Annotated in this window: 18 protein-coding genes and 1 pseudogene; 8 read left to right on the top strand and 11 right to left on the bottom strand. The window is 70.6% G+C overall.

Features of this window, described 5'->3' with window-relative positions:
* Nucleotides 1–14 precede the first annotated feature (14 nt).
* Nucleotides 15–3,884: an endo-alpha-N-acetylgalactosaminidase family protein gene (locus tag ACWCP0_RS12240; protein ID WP_451078740.1), complete on the bottom strand. Its 3,870-nt coding sequence runs from the start codon at nt 3,882–3,884 to the stop codon at nt 15–17.
* A gap of 229 nt (nt 3,885–4,113) precedes the next feature.
* Between ACWCP0_RS12240 and ACWCP0_RS12235 the strand changes: the two genes are divergently transcribed.
* Both ACWCP0_RS12235 and ACWCP0_RS12230 read left to right on the top strand, forming a co-directional pair.
* Nucleotides 4,114–4,722 carry a YceI family protein gene (locus ACWCP0_RS12235; protein ID WP_451078739.1) on the top strand — a complete coding sequence of 203 codons (609 nt, stop codon included), beginning with the start codon at nt 4,114–4,116 and terminating at the stop codon, nt 4,720–4,722.
* A gap of 313 nt (nt 4,723–5,035) precedes the next feature.
* Entirely contained in the window at nt 5,036–6,016 is a 981-nt protein-coding gene (locus tag ACWCP0_RS12230; RefSeq protein ID WP_451078738.1) for a phosphotransferase family protein, read from the top strand.
* Between the two features lies 1 nt (nt 6,017).
* On the opposite strand, the gene ACWCP0_RS12225 is transcribed toward ACWCP0_RS12230, so the two are convergent.
* On the bottom strand, nt 6,018–6,476 hold the full coding sequence (locus ACWCP0_RS12225) for an ATP-binding protein (protein ID WP_451078737.1): 459 nt from the start codon (nt 6,474–6,476) through the stop codon (nt 6,018–6,020).
* Between the two features lie 112 nt (nt 6,477–6,588).
* On the opposite strand from ACWCP0_RS12225, the pseudogene ACWCP0_RS12220 reads away from it, so the two are divergent.
* The 3 genes and pseudogenes from ACWCP0_RS12220 (at nt 6,589) to ACWCP0_RS12210 (ending at nt 7,932) form a co-directional block, all read left to right on the top strand.
* Nucleotides 6,589–7,409: pseudogene (locus tag ACWCP0_RS12220) on the top strand (helix-turn-helix domain-containing protein).
* Complete coding sequence (locus ACWCP0_RS12215; protein ID WP_451078736.1) at nt 7,406–7,585, top strand: DUF397 domain-containing protein; 180 nt, start codon at nt 7,406–7,408, stop codon at nt 7,583–7,585. The pseudogene ACWCP0_RS12220 and the gene ACWCP0_RS12215 overlap by 4 nt, the downstream one beginning before the upstream one ends.
* A complete protein-coding gene (locus ACWCP0_RS12210; protein ID WP_451078735.1) occupies nt 7,585–7,932 on the top strand; it encodes a VOC family protein in 348 nt (115 codons plus the stop codon). The genes ACWCP0_RS12215 and ACWCP0_RS12210 overlap by 1 nt, the downstream gene beginning before the upstream one ends.
* Nucleotides 7,933–8,081: 149 nt before the next feature.
* Here the strand turns inward: ACWCP0_RS12210 and ACWCP0_RS12205 are convergent, their stop codons facing one another.
* The 5 genes from ACWCP0_RS12205 to ACWCP0_RS12185 form a co-directional block, all read right to left on the bottom strand.
* Nucleotides 8,082–8,537: a hypothetical protein gene (locus tag ACWCP0_RS12205; RefSeq protein WP_451078734.1), complete on the bottom strand. Its 456-nt coding sequence runs from the start codon at nt 8,535–8,537 to the stop codon at nt 8,082–8,084.
* A gap of 183 nt (nt 8,538–8,720) precedes the next feature.
* Complete coding sequence (locus ACWCP0_RS12200) at nt 8,721–8,993, bottom strand: dsRBD fold-containing protein (protein ID WP_451078733.1); 273 nt, start codon at nt 8,991–8,993, stop codon at nt 8,721–8,723.
* A complete protein-coding gene (locus ACWCP0_RS12195; protein WP_451078732.1) occupies nt 8,993–10,324 on the bottom strand; it encodes a hypothetical protein in 1,332 nt (443 codons plus the stop codon). The genes ACWCP0_RS12200 and ACWCP0_RS12195 overlap by 1 nt, the downstream gene beginning before the upstream one ends.
* A 98-nt stretch (nt 10,325–10,422) precedes the next feature.
* Nucleotides 10,423–10,584, bottom strand: coding sequence for a hypothetical protein (locus ACWCP0_RS12190; RefSeq protein WP_451078731.1), 162 nt, complete (start codon nt 10,582–10,584; stop codon nt 10,423–10,425).
* Between the two features lie 431 nt (nt 10,585–11,015).
* Nucleotides 11,016–12,047: a medium chain dehydrogenase/reductase family protein gene (locus ACWCP0_RS12185; protein ID WP_451078730.1), complete on the bottom strand. Its 1,032-nt coding sequence runs from the start codon at nt 12,045–12,047 to the stop codon at nt 11,016–11,018.
* Nucleotides 12,048–12,194: 147 nt separating this feature from the next.
* On the opposite strand from ACWCP0_RS12185, the gene ACWCP0_RS12180 reads away from it, so the two are divergent.
* The 3 genes from ACWCP0_RS12180 to ACWCP0_RS12170 all read left to right on the top strand — a co-directional run bounded on the left by ACWCP0_RS12180 (nt 12,195) and on the right by ACWCP0_RS12170 (nt 15,581).
* A complete protein-coding gene (locus ACWCP0_RS12180; RefSeq protein ID WP_451078729.1) occupies nt 12,195–12,842 on the top strand; it encodes a TetR/AcrR family transcriptional regulator in 648 nt (215 codons plus the stop codon).
* Nucleotides 12,843–13,095: 253 nt separating this feature from the next.
* Nucleotides 13,096–14,991: a ricin-type beta-trefoil lectin domain protein gene (locus ACWCP0_RS12175; RefSeq protein ID WP_451078728.1), complete on the top strand. Its 1,896-nt coding sequence runs from the start codon at nt 13,096–13,098 to the stop codon at nt 14,989–14,991.
* Between the two features lie 302 nt (nt 14,992–15,293).
* Nucleotides 15,294–15,581: a hypothetical protein gene (locus ACWCP0_RS12170; protein WP_451078727.1), complete on the top strand. Its 288-nt coding sequence runs from the start codon at nt 15,294–15,296 to the stop codon at nt 15,579–15,581.
* A 10-nt stretch (nt 15,582–15,591) separates the two neighbouring features.
* On the opposite strand, the gene cimA is transcribed toward ACWCP0_RS12170, so the two are convergent.
* The 4 genes from cimA to ACWCP0_RS12150 all read right to left on the bottom strand — a co-directional run bounded on the left by cimA (nt 15,592) and on the right by ACWCP0_RS12150 (nt 19,980).
* Nucleotides 15,592–17,211, bottom strand: a complete 1,620-nt coding sequence (cimA, locus tag ACWCP0_RS12165) for a citramalate synthase (RefSeq protein WP_351223398.1) — start codon at nt 17,209–17,211, stop codon at nt 15,592–15,594.
* 487 nt (nt 17,212–17,698) lie between these two features.
* Nucleotides 17,699–18,298 carry a TetR/AcrR family transcriptional regulator gene (locus ACWCP0_RS12160; protein ID WP_451078726.1) on the bottom strand — a complete coding sequence of 200 codons (600 nt, stop codon included), beginning with the start codon at nt 18,296–18,298 and terminating at the stop codon, nt 17,699–17,701.
* A 25-nt stretch (nt 18,299–18,323) separates the two neighbouring features.
* Nucleotides 18,324–18,905 carry a hypothetical protein gene (locus ACWCP0_RS12155; RefSeq protein WP_451078725.1) on the bottom strand — a complete coding sequence of 194 codons (582 nt, stop codon included), beginning with the start codon at nt 18,903–18,905 and terminating at the stop codon, nt 18,324–18,326.
* Nucleotides 18,906–18,960: 55 nt separating this feature from the next.
* On the bottom strand, nt 18,961–19,980 hold the full coding sequence (locus tag ACWCP0_RS12150; protein ID WP_451078724.1) for an agmatine deiminase family protein: 1,020 nt from the start codon (nt 19,978–19,980) through the stop codon (nt 18,961–18,963).
* Nucleotides 19,981–20,125: the final 145 nt, after the last annotated feature.

Genomic DNA, 20,125 nt, shown 5'->3' with positions numbered 1-20,125 from the left:
GCATTCCCCCGGTCTCAGGGCGCGCAGTGGAAGCGCGCACTCCCCCAGTCGGCGTGATCGTTGCCGTTCCCGTCGCCGCCGTCGAGGACGACGAGCTCGACGTATCCGGCCCCCGTGACGTCGGCGCTCAGCGTCCAGGCGGCGTCCGCGGCCTTCAGCACCGGCGACGCGACCTTCTCCGTACCGTCGGCGGTGACGCTGAACTGCACGCTGCCGCGTGACGTCTGGACGTCGTCCACGCCCACCTCCCCCGTGAAGGAGGTGCACTTGCCGCCCAGGTAGTAGCGGATCTTGGCCGGGGCGTGGGTGCCGAGGCCCTTGGCGTACGACACTCCGCCGATCTTCAGCGGGCTTCCGTCGCCCGTGCCCGTCTCACCGTTGGAGCGGTCCCGCTCGACCGGCCCCCAGCCGTTCTCGGCGGCCGTCCAGTCGAGGTCGCTCGCCCAGGCGTCACTGGTGGGCGGTGGCGGGAGGGTGCATACAGACGTGGTGGCCTCGAGGGCCCGTGCCGAGCCGGCGACCGAGTACGTGGCGCGCGAACCCACGGCGTACGTCTGGTACTTGGCGTCCACCGGCGGGGTCACCTGCCAGGTGGCCGTCGCCTCGGCGCCGGGCGCGACCGAGGCGAAGGACATCGGCCCCGCGGGCTCCGCCGTCCATCCTTCGGGAAGCGTCAGGCTCAGCGAGACGTCGGTGGCCGCAGTCGCCTCGTCGTTGGTGAAGACGGACGTGACCTCGTTGGCCGCTCCCGGCTCCAGCGTCTCGGCCGCCGCGTCCACGCTCAGCGTGCCGCAGGCAGGCGCCTGCGCGGCCGGGCCCAGGTCGGTGACCGTGAACCCGTCCAGGACGAAGTCCGCCCCTTCGGGAGCGTCCCCGCGCTTGCGCAGCCCGGTCCAGGTGTCGCCGCAGCCCGCGGTGACGGTCTCCGTGAAGTGCCCGCTGGTGCTCCCCCAGCTACCGCTGGGAGGTGCCCCCTGCTGTCCGATCGGCGTGCGGCGGGTCTCGACGGAGCCGCCGCCGGCCCGGTCGTAGCCGGTGACCCACTCGTAGGCGCCCGCGTGGCTCGACTGGTGGTCGTACTCGACCTTGTAGCTGTGCCCGTTGGTCATCGGCACGGTCCAGGGAGCGGTCCGGTAGACGAGACCGGTGTTCTCGTCGTGGGCCTTGAGGGACTCCGAGCCGCCGGCGGCGTCGACGAGCACGTCGTCGATGAGCTTTCCGTTCCACCCGGCCTGTGTGTACGGGGCGTGGAGCTGCGCGATGTGCGTACGGGGGTCGGTGGAACCGCCCGCGTCCCCCTTCAGGAACGGCCCCCAGCCCTGGTCGACGGCCTCGAAGTCCTCGTACACGACCGTCCCGGGCTTGGTGGCGGGGGCGTTCTCGACGATCCTGACGTCATCGGCCCGGACGGTCGCCGCCGACCCGTCGGAGACTTGCGCGGCCTCGATCCTGAGGGTCGTGGCGCCGTTGGCCGGTGCCGTGAAGTTGACCTTGGCGCGCTGGAAGTGGCTGCCGTGCCGGTCGGACGCGGCGACCTGGTCCTCGACCGTGGAGCGTTCGACGGTGACGGACCGCCCACCGATGCTCAGGGTCGTGCGCCGCTGCTTGCCCGGCTCGACCTCGATCAGGGCGGAGGCGGTGTAGCGCTTGCCCGCCCGGAGTCCGTCGATGCGCTGGGAGACCGCGGCGGGGGCCGTGCCGGTGAGCTCGGCCGCGTTGCGCCCGTGGTCGTCGGTCTCACGGGTGACGGTGCCGGTCCTGGTCCAGCCGGTGAGCCCGGTGTCGTTGAAGCCGGGGTCGTCGACGCGGGTGCCTTCGCCCCAGCCGGGCACGGCCTGCTGCGGGGCGCGGTCCGGGTGGAGGACGTACGGCTGCCCGGCCTCGGCGTCGAGGGTGACCCGGCCGTCGGCGGGGCGTACGGTGCCGGTCTTCACGCGGCCGTTGTCGGTGAGCTTGTAGACGGTGTACGACGCGTTGCCGGGCACGGCCCAACTGCTCGTGCCTCCGGCCTTGTTGTAGTGGTACAGCTTCTTGCCGCCGTCCCACGGAAGCAGGTAGCGGTCTCCGTCGAGGACCTTGCGCCCATGGTCGTGGAACGTGCGCCGGCCGTCCTCGACGGTGCCGCGCAGGCCGCCGGTGAGCGTGATGTCGTTCCCGTCCCAGCGCGTGATCCTCTGCTGCTGGAGGAACTTGGCGGGCAGGTTCTTCTCCCAGATGTTGGCGTAGAACGTGGTCCAGTCCGTCTCGCCGGTCCAGCCCTCGAAGTCCTCGAGTGCGGTCTGCCCGAGGACCGGATGGTTGTTCCAGACGTCCTTCTCGCCGTTCCGGATGAAGCGGATGATCTGCGAGTTCAGCCCCTTGTTGGTGGCGCCGCCGTAGTTGAGGTCGTTGGCCCAGTGGGACCAGAGCGAGGCCCGCTCGAACTTGTCGGACCACTCCGTGCCGACGTTCCAGCCCTGCGCCTGCACGGCCTGGATCGTCTTGTCGGCGATCCAGCCGTGCGTGTAGTAGACGTCGATGTAGAGGAAGCTCAGATTGGGGTCGGTCTCGTCGCGCAGCTGCTGGAAGCGCCGGGCGAGGTCACCGCTGTCGAGGTCCCGCCGCTGGTCGATGTAGTAGCTCTGGTTGAGCCAGTTCCAGCCGGGCTTGGTCTTGTCGACGAGGGTCTCGCTGAAGTTCCTGGCCTCCGGGTACGACTCGGTGGCGTTGACGTGCACCCCGAAGGTCGCGCCCCACTTCTTGCCGCTCGTCAGCAGCTTGTTGAGGTCGGCGAGGCCGCCCGCGCGCTTGTTGTAGTTGCCGCCGTAGTCGGGGTGGGCGGAGTCGTGCCCCTCGGAGCCGTACCCCTTGAGGACGGCGAGCTGCCCGAGGCCGTCCGTGGCGAGCGAGATCCGCTTGACGTCGTCGAGGGTGCGGAGGAAGGGGTGGGTGGCCTGGCTCGCGAAGTTGAACGGGATGTGGGTGACGACGCGGCCGGGGGTGTCCTTGCTGCCCGGCGCGGTGACGGCGATGCTCCGGAAGGCCACGGCGCCGTCCTGCCAGTCGGTCTTCCCGTCGCCGGCGTCGGGGGTGACGACGACCTTGGCCCAGGGCAGGTCCTTGCCGCTCTCGGGCTGCGGCGCGTCGGCGCCGCGGTAGGTCCACTGGCCGGACCACACACCGACCCGGATGCTGCCGTCGGCGTCCTTGCGGGCCTGGTGCCAGAAGCGGGCGTCGTCACCGTTCGTGGCACCCGAGGGCTTGTCGTAGCTGGAGTTCGACTCGACTGCGGCGGCGAGCGCGGCCGTGTTGACGATGGCGTACGAGCCGCCGACGGCGGCGGTCTCCGGGGCCGTCGCGTCCGTGATCGTACCGAAGACGTCGGCGGTCTTCGTCGAGTCGGGGTCGAGCTTCGTGAACGCGGTGGCGGCCCCCGTGTCCGCGCTCCCGACCGAGACCAGGTCGTGCCCCGGTATGTCGATGGTGCCGACCCTGAAGTCCTCGGTGTCCCGGACGGCCGTCACCTTGAAGGTGGTGGCCCGCCCGGACACGGAGAGCGTCGTGTCGATCTCGACGCCGGGCAGGCCGGGGAAGGTGAGCGTGTACGCGGCGCTCGCCTCGCGCACGGCGGGCGCGGCCTTCAGCCGCACGGGCTGCGCGGTGCCGTTGATCGTGACCTCGGTGACGGGGCGGGTGCTGCCGAGGAGGCGGGCGCCGGTGGCCCGGTCGGTGTACGAGAGCACCCGCGGGAAGTCGGCGGCGACGGCGACGGCGAGCTGCCCCGAGGTGAGCACGGCGGGCCCGGCCGGCTGCGGTGCGGCGTGCACGGGCCCCACCACGGAGAGGAGGACGGCCGTGGCGGCGGCGGTCACGCACGCGGCACGGGATCTCTTGGTGAGCGACATGGTGCCTGGGTAGCGGGGGCGCGTCGGCACGGTCAACGAAGTCGGACGGCAGCGGCGCGCGCAGTCCAAGAACACCTTCCTTCAGTCCAAGCGGACCGAGTTCTCGGGTCACCGTCCGAAGATGTTGAAACTTTAAGGGAATGCGGATACGGTGCTTCTCGTTGAAGATTCAACGAGTGGCCGGGAAGGTCACTCCCCGCCCGTCCACAAGCATTCCCGAGGAGTAGTCATGGGCCTGTTCAACCGCAAGAACGAGACCGCCACCACCGCCGCCCCGAGCAAGGTGGAGCCGGCACTCGCCGCTCTGACCGGCGAATACACCATCGACCCGGCCCACAGCAGCATCGGTTTCACCGTCCGTCACGCCATGGTCACCAACGTCCGCGGCTCCTTCAGCGACCACGAGGGCTCGCTGCGGCTCGACGGCTCGAACCCGGCCGCCTCCAACGCAGTCATCGACGTCAAGCTCGCCAGCATCGACACGGGCATCGCCGACCGCGACGGCCACCTGCGCAGCGCCGACTTCTTCGACGTCGAGCAGTTCCCGGTCATGTCCTTCCGCTCCACGCGGGCCGAGCAGCTCGGCGGCGACAAGTACCGCATCAGCGGTGACCTCACCATCAAGGACGTCACCCGCCCGCTCTCCATCGACCTGGAGTTCAACGGCACGGCGACGGACCCCTACGGCAACGAGCGCGTCGGCTTCGAGGGCGCCGCGGAGATCCTGCGGTCCGAGTGGGGCCTGACGTGGAACGCGGCGCTGGAGACCGGCGGCGTGATGGTCAGCGACAAGGTGAAGCTGACCTTCGACATCTCGGCCATCAAGGCCGCGGCCTGATCACCAGGTCCCCGCGCACCCCGTAGGGTGCGCCCCCCCAGAGCGCGCCCGTCACTCCCCCCCCCATCGGAGTGGCGGGCGCTCGGGCGCTCCGGGGTCTCGGGGCCTCGCGCCCTTGGGCCCCTCCCCCTCGTACCGGGTCCCGTCGAGGTAGAAGGCTTTCCGCGGCACGCACAAGCTTCGGCCTTCTTCTCGACCTCGGCGACGGACGCCGGCGGGGCGTCTCCGATCACGTGCTCCTCGCGGCAGCATGAGCAACGGCGAGCTCCCGCCGGACGGAGGGCCCTCCGCAGCAGATGGACAGGCTGCCCGCATGGTTGGGGGCGAAGTCGACGATCAAGGCTGGGCCAACACCCGTGCCTGGGTGGAGAAGACCCTGCCGGCGGGCGCTTCCCTCGACGCCGTCGAGCGCTTGCGCGGCGGCTGGACATCGGAGATGCGGCGACTGCACATCTCCGTCCCCGACGCCCCCTGTCGAACTCAGGAACCGCGTCACTCGCTGGTCCTCCGGTCCTTCGTCAAGCCCTTCTACGTCCGCCACGCGCAAGGTCTCCTCACCCGCGAGGCCGACATCCTGCGCCTGCTCGCCGGTACGGACATCCCGGCGGCCGCACTCCACGACGTCGACGCAACCGCGGCGCACTGCGACCACCCCTCGTTGCTGATGTCGCTGCTGCCCGGCACCGTGCGGCTGACCGAGGAGGGAGCCGGCCGGAGGGCCGAACTCCTGGCCCGGCAACTGGTCCGCATCCACCGGGTCCGCGTTCCCGCGGGTGCCCGCCCCCGCGACTACCAGGCGTGGACCGCGCCCGAACGCGTACCGCTCCCCGAATCCACCGACCGCCCCGGCCTGTGGCACCGCGCCGTGGACGTCATCCGCAAAGAGGCCCCGGCCCACAGGGCCTGCTTCCTGCACCGCGACTTCCACCCCGGCAACGTCCTCTTCAGCGGCGAGGGCGACGGCCTACGGATCACCGGCGTCGTCGACTGGGTGGAGACCTCATGGGGCCCGGCCGACCTCGACGTGGCGCACTGCTCCACCACCCTCGCCCTCCTCCACGGCGCATCCGCCGGCCTGCGCTTCGCCGACCACTACGTCACGGCGGGCGGCAGCCTCACCGAGTCCGCCGGCGCCCACCTGTACTGGCGCCTGCTCAACGCCCTCGCCTTCGCCCCGGACGCGGAAAAGGTCGCCGTCCCATGGCGCGAACTGGGCCGCGTCGACCTGACCCCGGCCCTGCTCGCGGTGCGGTTGGAGGACTACATCCAGGCCCTCTTCGACCGCTACGCCTGAGCTACGAGGTCCGGCCGGGGTCCGCGAACTCGCACCACACGATCTTCCCCGGGTTCCGCTCCCCCACCCCCCACTTGTCGGCAAGCGCCCCGACGAGCAGCAGCCCTCGCCCGCCCTCGGCAGCGGTGCCTGTGTCGGCGTCGGCGTCGGCGTCGGCGTCGGCGTCGGCGTCGGCGTCAGGCATGGGCGCCCGGACCTCTCCGCCGCCGCTGTCGTGCATCTCCACGCGCAACACCTCGCCCAGCCACAGGTGCAGCCGGAACCCACGCCCGGGCGGCACCCCGTGCACCAGCGCATTGGTCGCCAGCTCGCTCACACAGAGCAGTACATCGTCGGCACGCCCGGTCACGCCCCAGTCGGCGAGCGCCCGCGCGGCGAACTCCCGGGCCGCGGGTACGGATCGGCGTTCGCGCCGGTAGAACGCCTCGCGGAGGAGCGGGAGTTGGGTTTCGTTGTTCATGCACGCACTGTCACAGCACGTCACTATCGTTGATCAGTGCGTCAGGCCGTACAGCTGATTTGTACGGCTCGTGACGGGTCGCCAACGACTTGTGACGGGGAAGGGCAGTTCCATGCACCTAGCACAACGCAACAAGAGGATCACGTCCTGGCACGTGATCGGCGCCCAGCTCGCCGGCTTCCGCAAGGAGGCACGGATGACCCAGGCGGCGCTGGCCACGCAGTTCTGCGTGGGCGAGGACACGATCGCATCGATCGAACAGGGCCGCAGACCGCTGAAGCTCGACCTGGCGATCGCCCTCGACGAGCTGCTCGACACCAAGAGGGCCTTGCAGATCGCCGTGGAGAAGGTGCCGGAGCGTGAGCGATTCCCGGCGTTCGCACAGGACTTCGTGGAGCACGACAGGAAGCGCTGACCTGTCTTTCGTATCAGGCACAGGTCGTGCCTGGCCTCCTGCAGACCGAGGAGTACGCGCGGGCGGTCTTCACCAGCCTCTACCCACCCTTGGACGACGACCAGTTGGAGGAGTGGGTCCATGCTCGGCTGGACCGCCAAAAGCTGTTCCAGCGCAAGCCCCGGCCGATGGTGAACTTCCTGCTGGAGGAGTCCATCCTTCACCGCCCCATCGGAGGGCGAGATGTCCTTCGCCTGCAGAACGAGCATCTGCGCCGCTGCGCCGAACTCCCCTTCCTCGGGCTGCAGATCATGCCGACCGACCGGGACGTCCACGCGGGTCTCGACGGCCCGATGGTGCTGCTGGAGACCCCCGACCACGACCATCTCGCCTACATCGAGGCGCAGCGAATCAGCTTCCTCGTCGATGATCCAGATGAGGTCAGTGCCTATCAACAGAAGTATGGGATGCTGCGTTCGCAGGCCCTCTCCCCCAAGGAGAGCATCCGCCTGCTGGACACCCTGCTAGGAGAGACATGACCCACGCAGCAGACCTCAACTGGTTCAAGTCCAGCTACAGCGGCAGCGAAGGCGGCGACTGCGTCGAGGTCGCGGCCAACTCCTCCGCCGTCCACATCCGCGACTCCAAGACCCCCGACGGCCCCGTCCTCACGGTCTCCCCCGCCACCTGGGCCGCCTTCGTCTCCGAGCGCTGATGTCCGCTCGTCGCGTCGTCCCGGACATTCCCTCGCGGGCCATGGACGAGAGCCGCGCGTTCTACGGCCTCCTCGGCTTCGAGGAGGTCATGAACCACGGCTGGGTCATGACCCTCACCTCGCCCGACAACCCCACCGCCCAGATCACGTTCTCCACCGGCGACAAGACCGCGCCCGTCGTCCCGGACATGAGCATCGAGGTGGACGACGTCGACGCGGGCCACGCGGCCATGACCGCCCGCGGCGCCGAGATCGTGCATCCGCTCCAGGACGAGGAATGGGGCGTGCGGCGCTTCTTCGTGCGGGACCCGAACGGCCGCGTGGTGAACATCGTCGGGCACCGCTGAACGTGCCCCGAGGGAGACGTCGAGGCGCGCACCTGGCCCGAGCCGGCGATCGGCCCCCATCCTCGTGGCCTCGTCCGACTCCGTGATGTTCTTCGGCTGCGCCGCCGTGATCGCCCTGACCAGCTGAGCGGTCGGCTCCCGCTCGCGGCTCAGAGCACGATCGGCCGGTGCCTCAGGGCCTCGTCGACGATCTCCTCCGCGGACGCGTCCTGGAAGTCGTCCGAGGGGTGGAAGATCAGGTCACCGACCCCCGGATGCGACACGTTCGCCTTGAGGAGCAGCAGGTAGTAGTCGCTCTCGGGACCGGCCGCCAGGACTCTCTGCACGACTTCGACGAGCTCGTCCCTCGTGATGTCCGCTACCCGGGGGTGTGCCGGCCGGGCCGCTTCCCTGGCGAACTCCTCCAGAGTCCTGCTTCCTTCGTACTCGGCGAAGTCGAGGGCCACATAGTCGTGGCCGGTCGTCGCATTGAAGGCCCGGATCGCCTCCTCCGCGTCCTCTGAACGGTCGCCGCCCAGGTCAGCGATCCGATCGATCTCGGCGCTCAACTCGTCGATCCGCCTGCGGCTCACAGGCGGGGGCAGCAGTTCCGGTCGTAGATCCACAGCCCGAAGTATGTGCCACACTCCGAGAAGATCCACCCGTGGCGTGGTCGCTGAGCCCACCGCGCAGGGCCGACGGCGCCTCGCCGGGCGGTGGCCGTTCTTCGGTCGTCCGATCAGGCCCCCCGCCGCGCGGTGCGCGCGGGGCCCTCGCCGGATGCCCCAGCCCGAAGACGAGGCCCAGGGCTACGACGCGCGCAGCCGCCCCACCCGCTCCCCCGTCCGGGTCTCGATCTCCGACGCCGCCTCGTGGAGCAGCTCGTGGCTGACACCGCTCAGGGCCCGCGCGACCGCGAGGTCGTCGCCGATGTGAGGCATGTCCGGGTCGGTGCGGTTGCGGTGGGCCGTGCCCTCGCCGACGATCAGTTCGTCGTTCTGGCCGCGGAGGCGGGCCTCGGCCACGGTCGTGCGGTCGCTCTCCGTGATGACGATCTCGAGGTTCCACTTCTTGGTACGCATCAGAAGCCTCCTCCTGCATCGAAGCCACCGCCGCCGCCCCAGTCGCCACCTCCGAAGCCGCCGCCGAAGTCCGAGGCGTTGAAGTCCCCACCGGAGAAGTCTCCGCCGCCGAAGTCGCCGCCGCCGTACTCGGCCGCGTAGGCCGGGGTCGAGAGGGCACTGCCGAGCAGCGTGCCCACCAGGAGGCCCGGCAGGAGGCCGCCGCCGAAGTAGCCGCCGGCCCAGGGGCCGTAGGCGGGGCCGGCCTCCCAGTAGGGGCGGGGGCCGGAATCGGTTGCGACCTGGCGGGCGAGAGGGTCCTTGCCGTCGGCCAGGCGGGCGGAGTCGGCCGCGCAGACCGGGACCTCGCGGACGGAACCGCCCAAGGGCGTCCAGGTCATGTCGGTGGTGGAGGGGCCGTGGGCCGGGTCGAAGAAGCAGGGGGCGCGGCGCTCCGGGAGCGGGGTGCCCTCGCGGCGGGCGGCGAGGACCGCGAGCGAGAAGCGGCCCTCCTCCAAGGCCTCGGTGACCGGACGGACGTCGTGCGGGTGCCGGGCCGAGGCCATGGCGGACTTCGCGTTGTCGTACGAGTCGAGGGCGCGCTCGTAGTCGGCGCGCATCGCGTCGTCGGCGCCGCGCTCGGACGGGTGGAAGTCGAGCCGGTCGAGTTCCTCCCCGTACGCGGTGATGTCCTCGTCCACAACGACGCGGAGCTTGTCGAGCGCGGCCCCCTCCTCCTCGGCGCGCTTGCGGCGGTTGCGGCGGACGACGGCGTACGCGCCCGCGCCGCCCGCGGCCAGGACCGTGGCGAGCGCGATCAGTGAGCCGGTGTTGGCGCCGCCGGTGTCGGAGCCTGAACTCCAGCCGGCCGGGGCGGTGCCGTTGACGGTCGGCAGGGCCTGGTCGACGAAGTTGTTGAGCTGGGTGGCTGCGTCGGTGCCGGGGGTGTCCACCCCGGCCACGACGTTCTGCACGGCGTTGGCCGGCATCACGGCACGGTCCGCGCCCGCGTCGAAGCGGTCGCCGAGACGGATTCCGTACAGCCCGGTGATCCCCGTCGCGGTGCGCAGGTCACGCAGGACGCTGTCCGCGGGGAAGGCCGCGCTCTCGGGGAGTACGGCGATGAATACGGGCTTGTCCGCGTCCTCGATCTTCTGCGCGAGGGCCTTCTCATCCGCTTCGGAGAGCTGGGACCGGGCGCCCGGGTCGACGTAGACGGGGCCCTGTTTCAGGGCCTCGGCCGCGTCGGAGATACCCGTGGCCCGGGCGCTCGCGCCAGGGGCCAGGGCCAACAGCAGGAAGAGCGCCAGCCCGGCGAGGGCCGACAACCACGTGAACGGCCTAGTCCTCATATCACGAAGCTACCCGAGGGTGGCAAATAAGGACATAGTTCCTGATGAGCGGCTGATCACCAGGCCGCCGGTCGGATCCGGTGGGGCGCCGGCGGCTTTCAGTCCTCCTCGGCCTTCGCCTTGAGGTGGTGAAGCCAGTCGGACAGTGACGCGTCCAAGGCCTTCTGCAGAGCAGGGGTGTTCACCTCGACCGGGTCGCCCGACCATGACTCCTCCGTGCGGACGTGGACTCCGTCGCGTTCGCTGTGGAAGGTCCACACGTGTACGGCGGTGATGCCCTGGGCCGGGCCGCCCCAGACGATGCGGCGTTCGGGCCAGGCCTGCTTGACCGCTGAGGTGATGCTCTGGAGGCCGTGGACGGACCAGCGGAAGACGGAGCCCTCCCGGAGGGGCCACGGGTCTCCTTGGTCACCTCGGTGACGTCGGGCTGCCAGGTGGGCCAGGCTTCGACGTCGGTCTGGATCTTCCAGATCCGGCTCAGGGGCGCGTGAATGACGATGTCGTCGCGGGTGATCACGGGGGCACTGGTGTCGATGCCGATCGGGTGGTGGGCCGCTGCCGGGGAGGCGGTCAGTATGAGTGCGGCGGGTACGGCTGCGGCCTTTGCGAGCGGTGTGGCGATCATGGACTCTCCTGTGGGTGTGCGGTGAGCGGGCAGGTGATGGGGTTCCACGGGGTGGTCGTGGCGCGACTACGGGACCAGGACGACCTTTCCGCTGACCGTGCCGGATTCGGCCAGGCGCAGGGCTTCGGCGACCTGGGTCAGGGGCAGCTCGGCTGCGACTGCCGCGCTGATGTCGCCGCGCTGCAAGGCCGTGAAGACCTCGGTGAGGTCGGCCCGCAGGCGGGCGCGGAAGCGGCGCTTGGAGAAGGCCTTGCCCGCCCAGACGTTGAAGAAATAGGCGCTGCGACCGTTGGGCAGGGCGTTCCACATCCACACTCGGCCCAGGAGCTTCAGCACGGGCCACTGCTTCGAGCCGGTGTCGTCCCGGGTGGCGGCGCTGCCGTACGAGACGAGGGTGCCGCCGGGGGCGAGGAGACCCCAGGAGTCGGTGAGGCTGCGGCCGCCCACGTGGTCGAAGACCGCGTCCACACCGCTGGGCGCGAGTTCTCGCACCCGGGCGGGGATGCTCTCGGCTCGGTAGTCGATGGGGGTCACGCCCAGTGCGCGCAGAGTGTCATGGTGGCGGGCGGAGGCGGTGCCGATGACCCGTACCCCGGCGGCGAGGGCGAGTCCCACGAGCATTGAGCCCACTCCGCCGTTGGCGCCGTGGACCAGGATCGTCCGGCCGGATCGGATGCGGGCCTTGCGGTGCAGCATCCGCCAGGCGGTGATGCCGTTGACCACGGCGGTTTCCGCCTCGGCGGCGCCGACGCCCTCGGGGACCTCGACCACGTCCGCCGCGTCGAGCAGCACATGGCTGGCCCAGCCGCCGGTCTTCGTCAGTGCCGCCACCCGCTTGCCGACCAGGCCGTTCTCGACACCGGCGCCAGTCGCGTGGACGGTGCCGACCAGGTCGTAGCCGGGGACGAAGGGGAAGGGCGGCTGGTCGTAATAGCGGCCTCGTCGCATCTGCTGCTCGGCGAAGGACACTCCGGTCGCCTCCATGCGGACGACGACCTGACCCTCGCCGGGGACGGGGACCGAACCGCGGCGGAACTCCAGCCCCTCGGGCTCGACCTTGCCCGGCAGAACCACCTCGATGCGCTCTGTTGCACTCACCACAAACCTCCCGTTAGACATAGTCACTACAGTTAGAAGCTGTAACCAGCCTGCATGGCGACGCCTCAAGCAGATGCCGGAATGTTTTTTATAGGATGTATCGTGAGTGATAGCCTCTAACAAAGTGACGCGGAGAAGGTGGTGAGCGTGGCACGGAACGCGGAGTCCCCACGGGACCGGTACCGGGCACAGGTGCGGGCCGAGATCAAGGAACACGCCTGGAAGCAGATCGCCGACGCGGGGGCATCCGCGTTGTCCCTCAACGCCGTCGCCAAGCAGATGGGAATGACGGGGCCGGCGCTCTACCGCTACTTCGGCAGCCGCGACGAGCTGATCACCGAACTCGTCACCGACGCCTACCGCAGCCTGGCCGACACCTTCCGTGCCGCCGCCGCCGAGGGCGCCGACCTCGCGGGGCTCGCGCACGCGATGCGCCACTGGGCGCTCGAGGATCCCCAGCGGTACTTCCTCATCTATGGCACGCCCGTGCCCGGCTACCACGCGCCGGACGACGTCACCGCGATCGCCGCCGAGATCATGGCCACCCTGCTCGACGCGTGCGCGGCCGTACCGTCGGCCGAGAGCGAGGAAACGGCATTCGACGCGCACCTCGAACAGCACCGGCAGTGGGACGGCGGCCACCCCGCCCCGGCCCCGGTTCTGCGGCGAGCCCTCACCTTCTGGAGCCGCCTGCACGGCACCCTGTCCCTGGAACTCGCAGGGCACTTCGCCGGTATGGGCTTCGATCCCACCGAGCTGTTCGCCGCCGAGCTGGACAGCCTGCTCCACCGCTGAGCGCCCCGGCCGGGCCGGGCATGCAGGGCCCGGCCGGAGGGGCATGCGACGACCGGCCAGGAGCGGAGCAGGGAGGCGGTCCGGGGGCGGTCCACCGGCCGGATTGCATCAAGACTTCAACTCGCATGGCCGAAACGGCCGTTGTGTGTTCAGTTCATGAATGCGCAGAGTCTTGACGAACGTTCGCATCAGCAGTTCACTCACGGCTCGTCCCCCACATCTCTGCCGAGAAGGGCTTCAGCCCATGGCACCCATGGCATCTGCCGCACGCCCCGCACGCGTCCGGAGAGCGCTCTCCGGCTTCCTCCTCACCTCCGCACTCGCCGCCGCCGGACTGACCGGCCTCACGACGGCCACCCCCGCCCAGGCCGCCGGCGAGCAGATGACCGTCTGGCTGACCACCACCGACGACGGCGGCGGCCGCCATGTCACCCGCGGACTCCAGCCGCAGACCCCCGTCACCTTCCAGCCGGGCAGCGGCGGGCCCGGCACCAATGTCACCGTCGACGAGAACACGCGCTACCAGACCTTCACCGGCGGCGGCGCCTCCTTCACGGACACCGCCGCCTGGCTGATGAAGGGCAGCGGGGCCCTGTCCCAGGCGACCCGGGACGACACGATGCGCAAGCTCTTCTCGCCCACCGAGGGCATCGGGCTGTCCTTCGTCCGCAACCCGATGGGCGGCTCGGACCTGGCCCGCTTCGGCTACACGTACGACGACCTGCCGGCCGGGCAGACGGACCCGGGCCTCACGAAGTTCTCCATCGCCCACGATCTTCAGGACGTGCTGCCGCTGACGAAGCAGGCCGAGCAGCTCAATCCGGCGCTCACGCTCGTGGCCTCGCCCTGGACCGCCCCGGCCTGGATGAAGGACAGCGGACAGCTGAACGGCGGCTGGCTCAAGGCCGAGCACTACGGGACGTACGCGAACTACTTCGTGAAGTACCTCCAGGCGTGGCGCGACCAGGGCGTCCCCGTCGACTACGTGACCGCGCAGAACGAGCCCACGTGCTGCTCCGGCTACCCGTCCATGAGCTGGAACGCCTCGGGGCTCGCGTACTTCACCAAGAACGAGCTGCTGCCGAAGCTCCAGGCCGCCGGGCTGCCCACGAAGGTGCTCGCGCACGACTGGAACTGGGACACGTACGACGCGTACGCCGCCCAGACCGTGGACGACGCGGCGGTCCGCAGCCACCCCAACTTCGGCGGGGTCGCCTGGCACGGCTACGGCGGGAACGTCGCCGAGCAGACCGACGTGCACAACCAGTACCCGCAGCTGGACGCCTTCCAGACCGAGCACTCCGGCGGCACCTGGATCGCCCACCAGCAGCGCGAGGACATGATGAACATCATCGACTACACCCGTAACTGGGCGAAGTCGGTGACCAAGTGGTCGCTGGCCGTGGACCAGAACCGCGGTCCGCACAACGGAGGCTGCGGGGTCTGCGACGGACTGGTCACCGTCCACAACGGGGACGCGCGGCACGGCCAGGTCGACTTCACGATCGAGTACTACACGATGGGCCATCTGACGAAGTTCGTGCGGCCGGGCGCCCACCGGATCGCCTCGTCGGCGAGCTCGGCCGTGCCGAACGTGGCCTGGCGCAACCCCGACGGCTCCAAGGCGCTCATCGCGTACAACGACGCCTCGTCCGCGCAGACGGTCACGATCAACTGGGGCGGTCAGCACGTCACGTACTCGCTGCCCGGCAGGACCTCGGCGACCTTCACCTGGCAGGGCACCCCGTCCGGCACCCCGGACGCCACGGGGTCCTTCGTCGGCCTGGCCGGCAAGTGCCTCGACGTCGCGGGCGGCGCAAGCGCCGACGGCACGCCGGTCCAGCTGTACGACTGCAACGGCACCGATGCCCAGCGGTGGACGGTCGTCGCGGCGGACGGTTCGGTCCGGGCGCTCGGCAAGTGCCTGGACGTGACGGCCGGCTCGACGGCGGACGGCGCGAAGGTCCAGCTCTACGCCTGCAACGGCAGCGGCGCCCAGCAGTGGCGCCGGCAGCCGTCGACAGGTGACCTGGTGAACGTTCCGGCCGACAAGTGCCTGGACGTCACGGACAACTCGTCGGCGAACGGGGCGAGAGCCCAGATCTGGTCGTGCACGGGTGCCGCCAACCAGAAATGGCACCTGCGGTAGCGCACCGCCCCTGCACTCCACCTCGAACGGGGGTGGGGTGTGGGGCGTTGGGCTCTGAGAGCGATGGCCGCGGTGGCCGGGGTGGTGGTGCTCACCGGACGTTCTCCGGAACCCCGGCCGCTCGTGGCGGTGTACCTGGCGGAGGACGGCACTCCCCAGGCGCTGATGCGGCCCTGCGGCGACAGGCCCGTGCGCGGCCCGCTCCTCAGGGGCGATCCCGACGTCGAGGCGTCGGGCAGGCCGACGACAAGTACGCGCACGGGCGCGCCGGACGCGGGGCGCAGGATGCGGCCTCGGTCCGGGTGGAGGAGCCCGGCCGGGACGCCGACGGCCGGAGCGCAGCCGCCGACTTCCCGCTCTTCTCCCCGCCCGCGGAGTGGCGCGTCAAGCGCATCGGTCCGCAGCGCCTCCAGCCGGGCCACACGTACGAGCTGTTCCTCGGCGATCCCGACCGCGACGCGTATGCGTACCACGGCTACGTCGTCTTCCGCGCCTCGGACGTCGCAGCCCTGCGGCCCGGCCAGGTCCGGCCGGACGGCCGGGCCATGTCCCGCGACGCGTTCGAGGAACGCGCCGAGGACTCCTGCTGAGCGGCGTGCGTCACTCCGCCGGTTCGACCCCCGCCCGCAGCAGCCCGTACGTGTACGCGTCCTCCAGCGCCTGCCACGACGCCGCGATCACGTTCTCCGCGACGCCGACGGTCGACCACTCGCCGCCGCCGTCGCTGGTCGTGATCAGGACGCGGGTCGTGGACTCGGTGCCGTGGCGGCCCTCGAGGATGCGGACCTTGTAGTCGACCAGCTCGAGCTTCGCGAGCTGCGGGTAGATCCGCTCCAGGCCCACGCGCATCGCGCGGTCGAGGGCGTTGACCGGGCCGTTGCCCTCCGCCGTGGCGACGATGCGCTCGCCCTTGGCCCACAGCTTGACGGTGGCCTCGTTGGCGTGGGTGCCGTCGGGGCGGTCCTCGACGATCGCGCGCCAGGACTCGGTGCGGAAGTAGGTGCGCGGGCGGCCCTCCGCCTCCTCCCGGAGCAGCAGCTCGAAGGAGGCGTCGGCGGCCTCGTACGTGTAGCCCTTGAGCTCACGCTCCTTCACGCGCTCGACGACACGGCCGACCAGCTCGCGGTCGCCGCCGAGGTCGATGCCGAGCTCCTTGCCCTTGAGCTCGATCGAGGCGCGGCCCGCCATGTCGGAGACGAGCATCCGCATGGTGTTGCCGACCTGCTCGGGGTCGATGTGCTGGTACAGGTCCGGGTCGACCTTGATCGCGGAGGCGTGCAGGCCCGCCTTGTGGGCGAACGCGGAAACACCCACATAGGGCTGGTGCGTGGAGGGCGTCAGATTGACGACCTCGGCGATGGCGTGCGAGATCCGGGTCATCTCCTGGAGCGCGCCCTCGGGCAGCACCTTCTTGCCGTACTTCAGCTCCAGCGCGGCGACGACCGGGAAGAGGTTGGCGTTGCCGACGCGCTCGCCGTAGCCGTTGGCCGTGCACTGGACGTGGGTGGCGCCCGCGTCGACGGCGGCGAGGGTGTTGGCGACGGCGCAGCCGGTGTCGTCCTGGGCATGGATGCCGAGACGGGCGCCGGTGTCGGCCAGGACCGTGGAGACGACGGCCTGGACCTGGGCGGGGAGCATGCCGCCGTTGGTGTCGCAGAGGATGACGACGTCGGCGCCGGCCTCGGAGGCCGCGCGGACGACGGCCTTCGCGTACTCCGGGTTGGCCTTGTAACCGTCGAAGAAGTGCTCGCAGTCGACGAAGACCCGGCGGCCCTGCTCCCGCAGGTACGAGACGGTGTCGCGGACCATCGCCACGTTCTCGTCCAGCGTGGTGCGCAGGGCGAGCTCGACGTGGCGGTCGTGGGACTTGGCGACCAGGGTGATGACGGGCGCCCCGGAGTCGACCAACGCCTTGACCTGCGGGTCCTCGGCGGCCGAGCCGCCGGCGCGGCGGGTGGCGCCGAAGGCGACGAGCTGGGCGCGCTGGAACTGGATCTCGTCGCGGGCCCGGGCGAAGAACTCGGTGTCCCGCGGGTTGGCGCCGGGCCAGCCGCCCTCGATGAAGCCCACGCCGAAGTCGTCCAGGTGCCGGGCGATGGTCAGCTTGTCCGCGACCGTCAGGTTGATGCCCTCGCGCTGGGCGCCGTCGCGCAGCGTGGTGTCGAAGACGTGGAAGCTGTCGTCAGGCCTGGCGTCATGGCTGCTGCCTGTCGTGGTCATGGCGGTGGTGACTCCTGTCGGAAGAGTGGCTCCGGAACTTCTGGCTCCACTTGCCCCCATCTTCGCGCGCCTGTCGCCTCTGGCCGGGGTGAGGCCATAAAACGAAAAAACCCCTCGCGGGTGCGAGAGGTCTGCGCGCGGGTCTGGGGCACGGTGCCACTGCCGCGGGGGTTGCTGCCGCTGTCAGTGGTCACTGCGGACCGGCGCGCTGTTGCCGATAATCATGGCGAATGCGAGCACGGTGGCAGTCTGCCATATATGTGCGTCTGCATGGACATCGGTCTCACGATGCGGGCAACCTCGACGCGGCCGCTCCCGCCCCTTCGCGGCGGCGCACCCTCGTGCCGTCACACCTTCGCACCTTCACCCCTTCGCACCTTCACCCCTTCGCGATCGGCGCCCTCACACCCCCGCGTGCCCTTCACACCCTCCGCGCCGGGGCACGAGGACACCCGCACGGGTGCGCACGCCGCACCACCGGCGCCGCCTACAGGAGCGCGTCCGCGATGAACTCCCGCACATGGGCCAGGACTTGGGCACGGTTCGCGCCGGGTATGCCGACCGCGACATGCACGCTGAAGCCGTCGAGCAGGGCGCGCAGGCGGGCGGCGAAGCGGTCCGGGTCGACGGCGCGGAACTCACCGCGCGAGATGCCCTCGGCAAGCAGCGCGACCAGGTCCCGGTGCCAGGCACCCTCGATCGCCGCCTGGCGGGCACGGGCGTCGTCGTCCGCGTTCTGGGAACGGTTCCAGACCTCCAGCCACAGCGTCCAGTGCGGGTCGCGGGGGCCGTCGGGCACGTACAGATCGACGTACGCCTCGAGCCGCTCGCGCGCGGGAAGCGGCCTGGACAGCAGCGCACTGCGCTCGTGCCCGAGGCGGCCCTCGCTCCACTCCAGGGTCTGCAGGAGCAGCTCGTCCTTGGTGCGGAAGTAGTAGAGCAGGTGACCACTGCTCATCCCGACCTCGCGCCCGAGCCCCGCCATGGTGAGGCCCTCGAGCCCGCGCTCGGCGATCGTCGCCATGGACGCGGCGAGCAGTTCCTCGCGGGGCGGGGCGGTGTTGCGACGGCGGGCCGCGGGGGTCATACGGCGGCCTCCAGGGACGGTTGCTTCACTCGTACGTTGTACCCGATGGGGATCGGCCGTCGTCGGTGACCGTCCAGCCGTCCGCGGCCATGCGCTCGCGCAGGGCCCGCACGGCACGGCGGGACGGCTTCCCGGGTGACGGCGCCGACGACAGCGCCGACGCCGCGGCGTGGACCGCCTCGTCGCGGTCGATACCGAAGGCGCCCTCGACGACGAGGCCCAGGTTCCGCTGGGAGAGCAGGTCGGAGAGGACCACCAGCAGGGGCGGGAAGTCCTCCTCGCTCACGGCGCCCTGGAACACCTGCCGCAGCTGACGGACGACCTCGACGAGCGGCGGGTCCAGGGCCATCCAGGCCCGGCTGTTCTCGATCTCGGCAGCGACCCGGTCCATGAACCACCGCATGACCTCGTACGGCACGTCCCGGTGCCCGCCGCGCTCGTCGAAGCGGACCGTGGGCTCACGGTCCGGATCTTCGTCGGGCACGATCGCGGTCACCAGGTGGATCTCCCGCGCCGCCTCGTGGAGCTCCAGGTACCAGGCGTCGTCGGGGACGGCGTACATGATCTGGAGCGCGTAGTCGCGGCCGTCGTGCTCGATCAGGGGCATGGCCGCAGGCTGGCACACAACCTGCGGCCGTCTCGAACGCTTTTCCGTTGCAGGGTCAGACCTTCGGCTGCTGCTGCGTGATGCAGTGGATACCGCCCCCACCTGCGAAGATTGTGCGGGCGTCAACCAGCGTCACCGTGCGGTCCGGGAAGAGGTGGCGGAAGATGCGGGCCGCGATCTCGTCGTTCGGGTCGTCGAACGCGCACAGCACCACGCCGCCGTTGCAGAGGTAGTGGTTGATGTACGAGTAGTCGACCCAGTCGCCTTCCTCGTCCTCGAGGACCGTCGGGGCCGGGACCTCGACGACCTGCAGGGCGCGGCCGCGGGCGTCGGTCTGGCCGCGGAGGATGTCGACGTAGGTCCGGGAGCGCTCGTGGTCGGGGTGTGCCGGGTTCTGCTGGCTGTGCACGACCACGACGCCCGGCCCGGCGAAGGCGGCGACGATGTCGACGTGGCCCTGGGTGCCGTACATGCCGTAGTCGCCGGTGAGGCCGTGCGGCAGCCAGATCGCCTTCGTGGTGCCGAGCTTGGCGTGGATCTCGGCCTCGACCTGCTCGCGGGTCCACCCGGGGTTGCGGCCGGCGCCGAGTTGCACGGTGTCGGTGAGCAGAACCGTCCCCTCGCCGTCCACGTGGATCGCGCCGCCCTCGTTGACGAGGTTCGAGGAGTGGACGGGGACGTCCATGAGGTCCGCGACATGGCGGGCGATCTTGGAGTCGTGCTCCCAGCGGGCCCAGTCCTGGGCGCCCCAGCCGTTGAAGACCCAGTCCACGGCGGCGAGGCCGCCCCGGCCGTCGGTGACGAAGGTGGGGCCGATGTCGCGCATCCAGGCGTCGTCGAGCTCGCGCTCCACGATGTCGACGTCCGCGCCGAGCAGTCCGCGGGCGCCCTCGACCTGGCCGGGCCCGACGACCATGGTGACCGGCTCGAAGCGGCGTACGGCACGGGCGACACCGGCCCAGGCGGCGCGGGCCTCCGCGAGCTCCTCGTCGTTGGTGAAGGTCGGATTGGGGCCGGGCCAGGCCATCCAGGTGCGCTCGTGGGGGGCCCACTCGGGCGGCATGCGGAACGTCATGACTAGTCCTCAACGGTGTCGTGCTCGGGGAAGACGCGGAAGGTCTCGGCAAACTCGGATGGTCTCGGGACACGCCGGGGAAGCTCAGGGATTCCGGGAGTCCCGAGCAATCCCGGAGAGTCCCGGGCAGCCCGAGAAGTCCCCG

This window comes from Streptomyces sp. NPDC001970 (assembly GCF_053594115.1).
The sequence above is the reverse complement of the archived record's forward strand: the minus strand, read 5'-3'. Positions and strand labels throughout refer to the sequence as shown.

Excerpts from the sequence above, each read along its gene's own strand:
- ACWCP0_RS12155 (WP_451078725.1), bottom strand. The coding sequence starts at position 18,905 with ATGCCCCTGATCGAGCACGACGGCCGCGACTACGCGCTCCAGATCATG.
- ACWCP0_RS12195 (WP_451078732.1), bottom strand. The coding sequence starts at position 10,324 with ATGAGGACTAGGCCGTTCACGTGGTTGTCGGCCCTCGCCGGGCTGGCG.
- ACWCP0_RS12215 (WP_451078736.1), top strand. The coding sequence starts at position 7,406 with ATGACCCACGCAGCAGACCTCAACTGGTTCAAGTCCAGCTACAGCGGC.
- ACWCP0_RS12175 (WP_451078728.1), top strand. The coding sequence starts at position 13,096 with ATGGCATCTGCCGCACGCCCCGCACGCGTCCGGAGAGCGCTCTCCGGC.
- ACWCP0_RS12230 (WP_451078738.1), top strand. The coding sequence starts at position 5,036 with ATGGTTGGGGGCGAAGTCGACGATCAAGGCTGGGCCAACACCCGTGCC.
- ACWCP0_RS12235 (WP_451078739.1), top strand. The coding sequence starts at position 4,114 with ATGGGCCTGTTCAACCGCAAGAACGAGACCGCCACCACCGCCGCCCCG.
- ACWCP0_RS12160 (WP_451078726.1), bottom strand. The coding sequence starts at position 18,298 with ATGACCCCCGCGGCCCGCCGTCGCAACACCGCCCCGCCCCGCGAGGAA.
- ACWCP0_RS12240 (WP_451078740.1), bottom strand. The coding sequence starts at position 3,884 with ATGTCGCTCACCAAGAGATCCCGTGCCGCGTGCGTGACCGCCGCCGCC.
- ACWCP0_RS12225 (WP_451078737.1), bottom strand. The coding sequence starts at position 6,476 with ATGAACAACGAAACCCAACTCCCGCTCCTCCGCGAGGCGTTCTACCGG.
- ACWCP0_RS12200 (WP_451078733.1), bottom strand. The coding sequence starts at position 8,993 with ATGCGTACCAAGAAGTGGAACCTCGAGATCGTCATCACGGAGAGCGAC.
- ACWCP0_RS12150 (WP_451078724.1), bottom strand. The coding sequence starts at position 19,980 with ATGACGTTCCGCATGCCGCCCGAGTGGGCCCCCCACGAGCGCACCTGG.
- cimA (WP_351223398.1), bottom strand. The coding sequence starts at position 17,211 with ATGACCACGACAGGCAGCAGCCATGACGCCAGGCCTGACGACAGCTTC.
- ACWCP0_RS12210 (WP_451078735.1), top strand. The coding sequence starts at position 7,585 with ATGTCCGCTCGTCGCGTCGTCCCGGACATTCCCTCGCGGGCCATGGAC.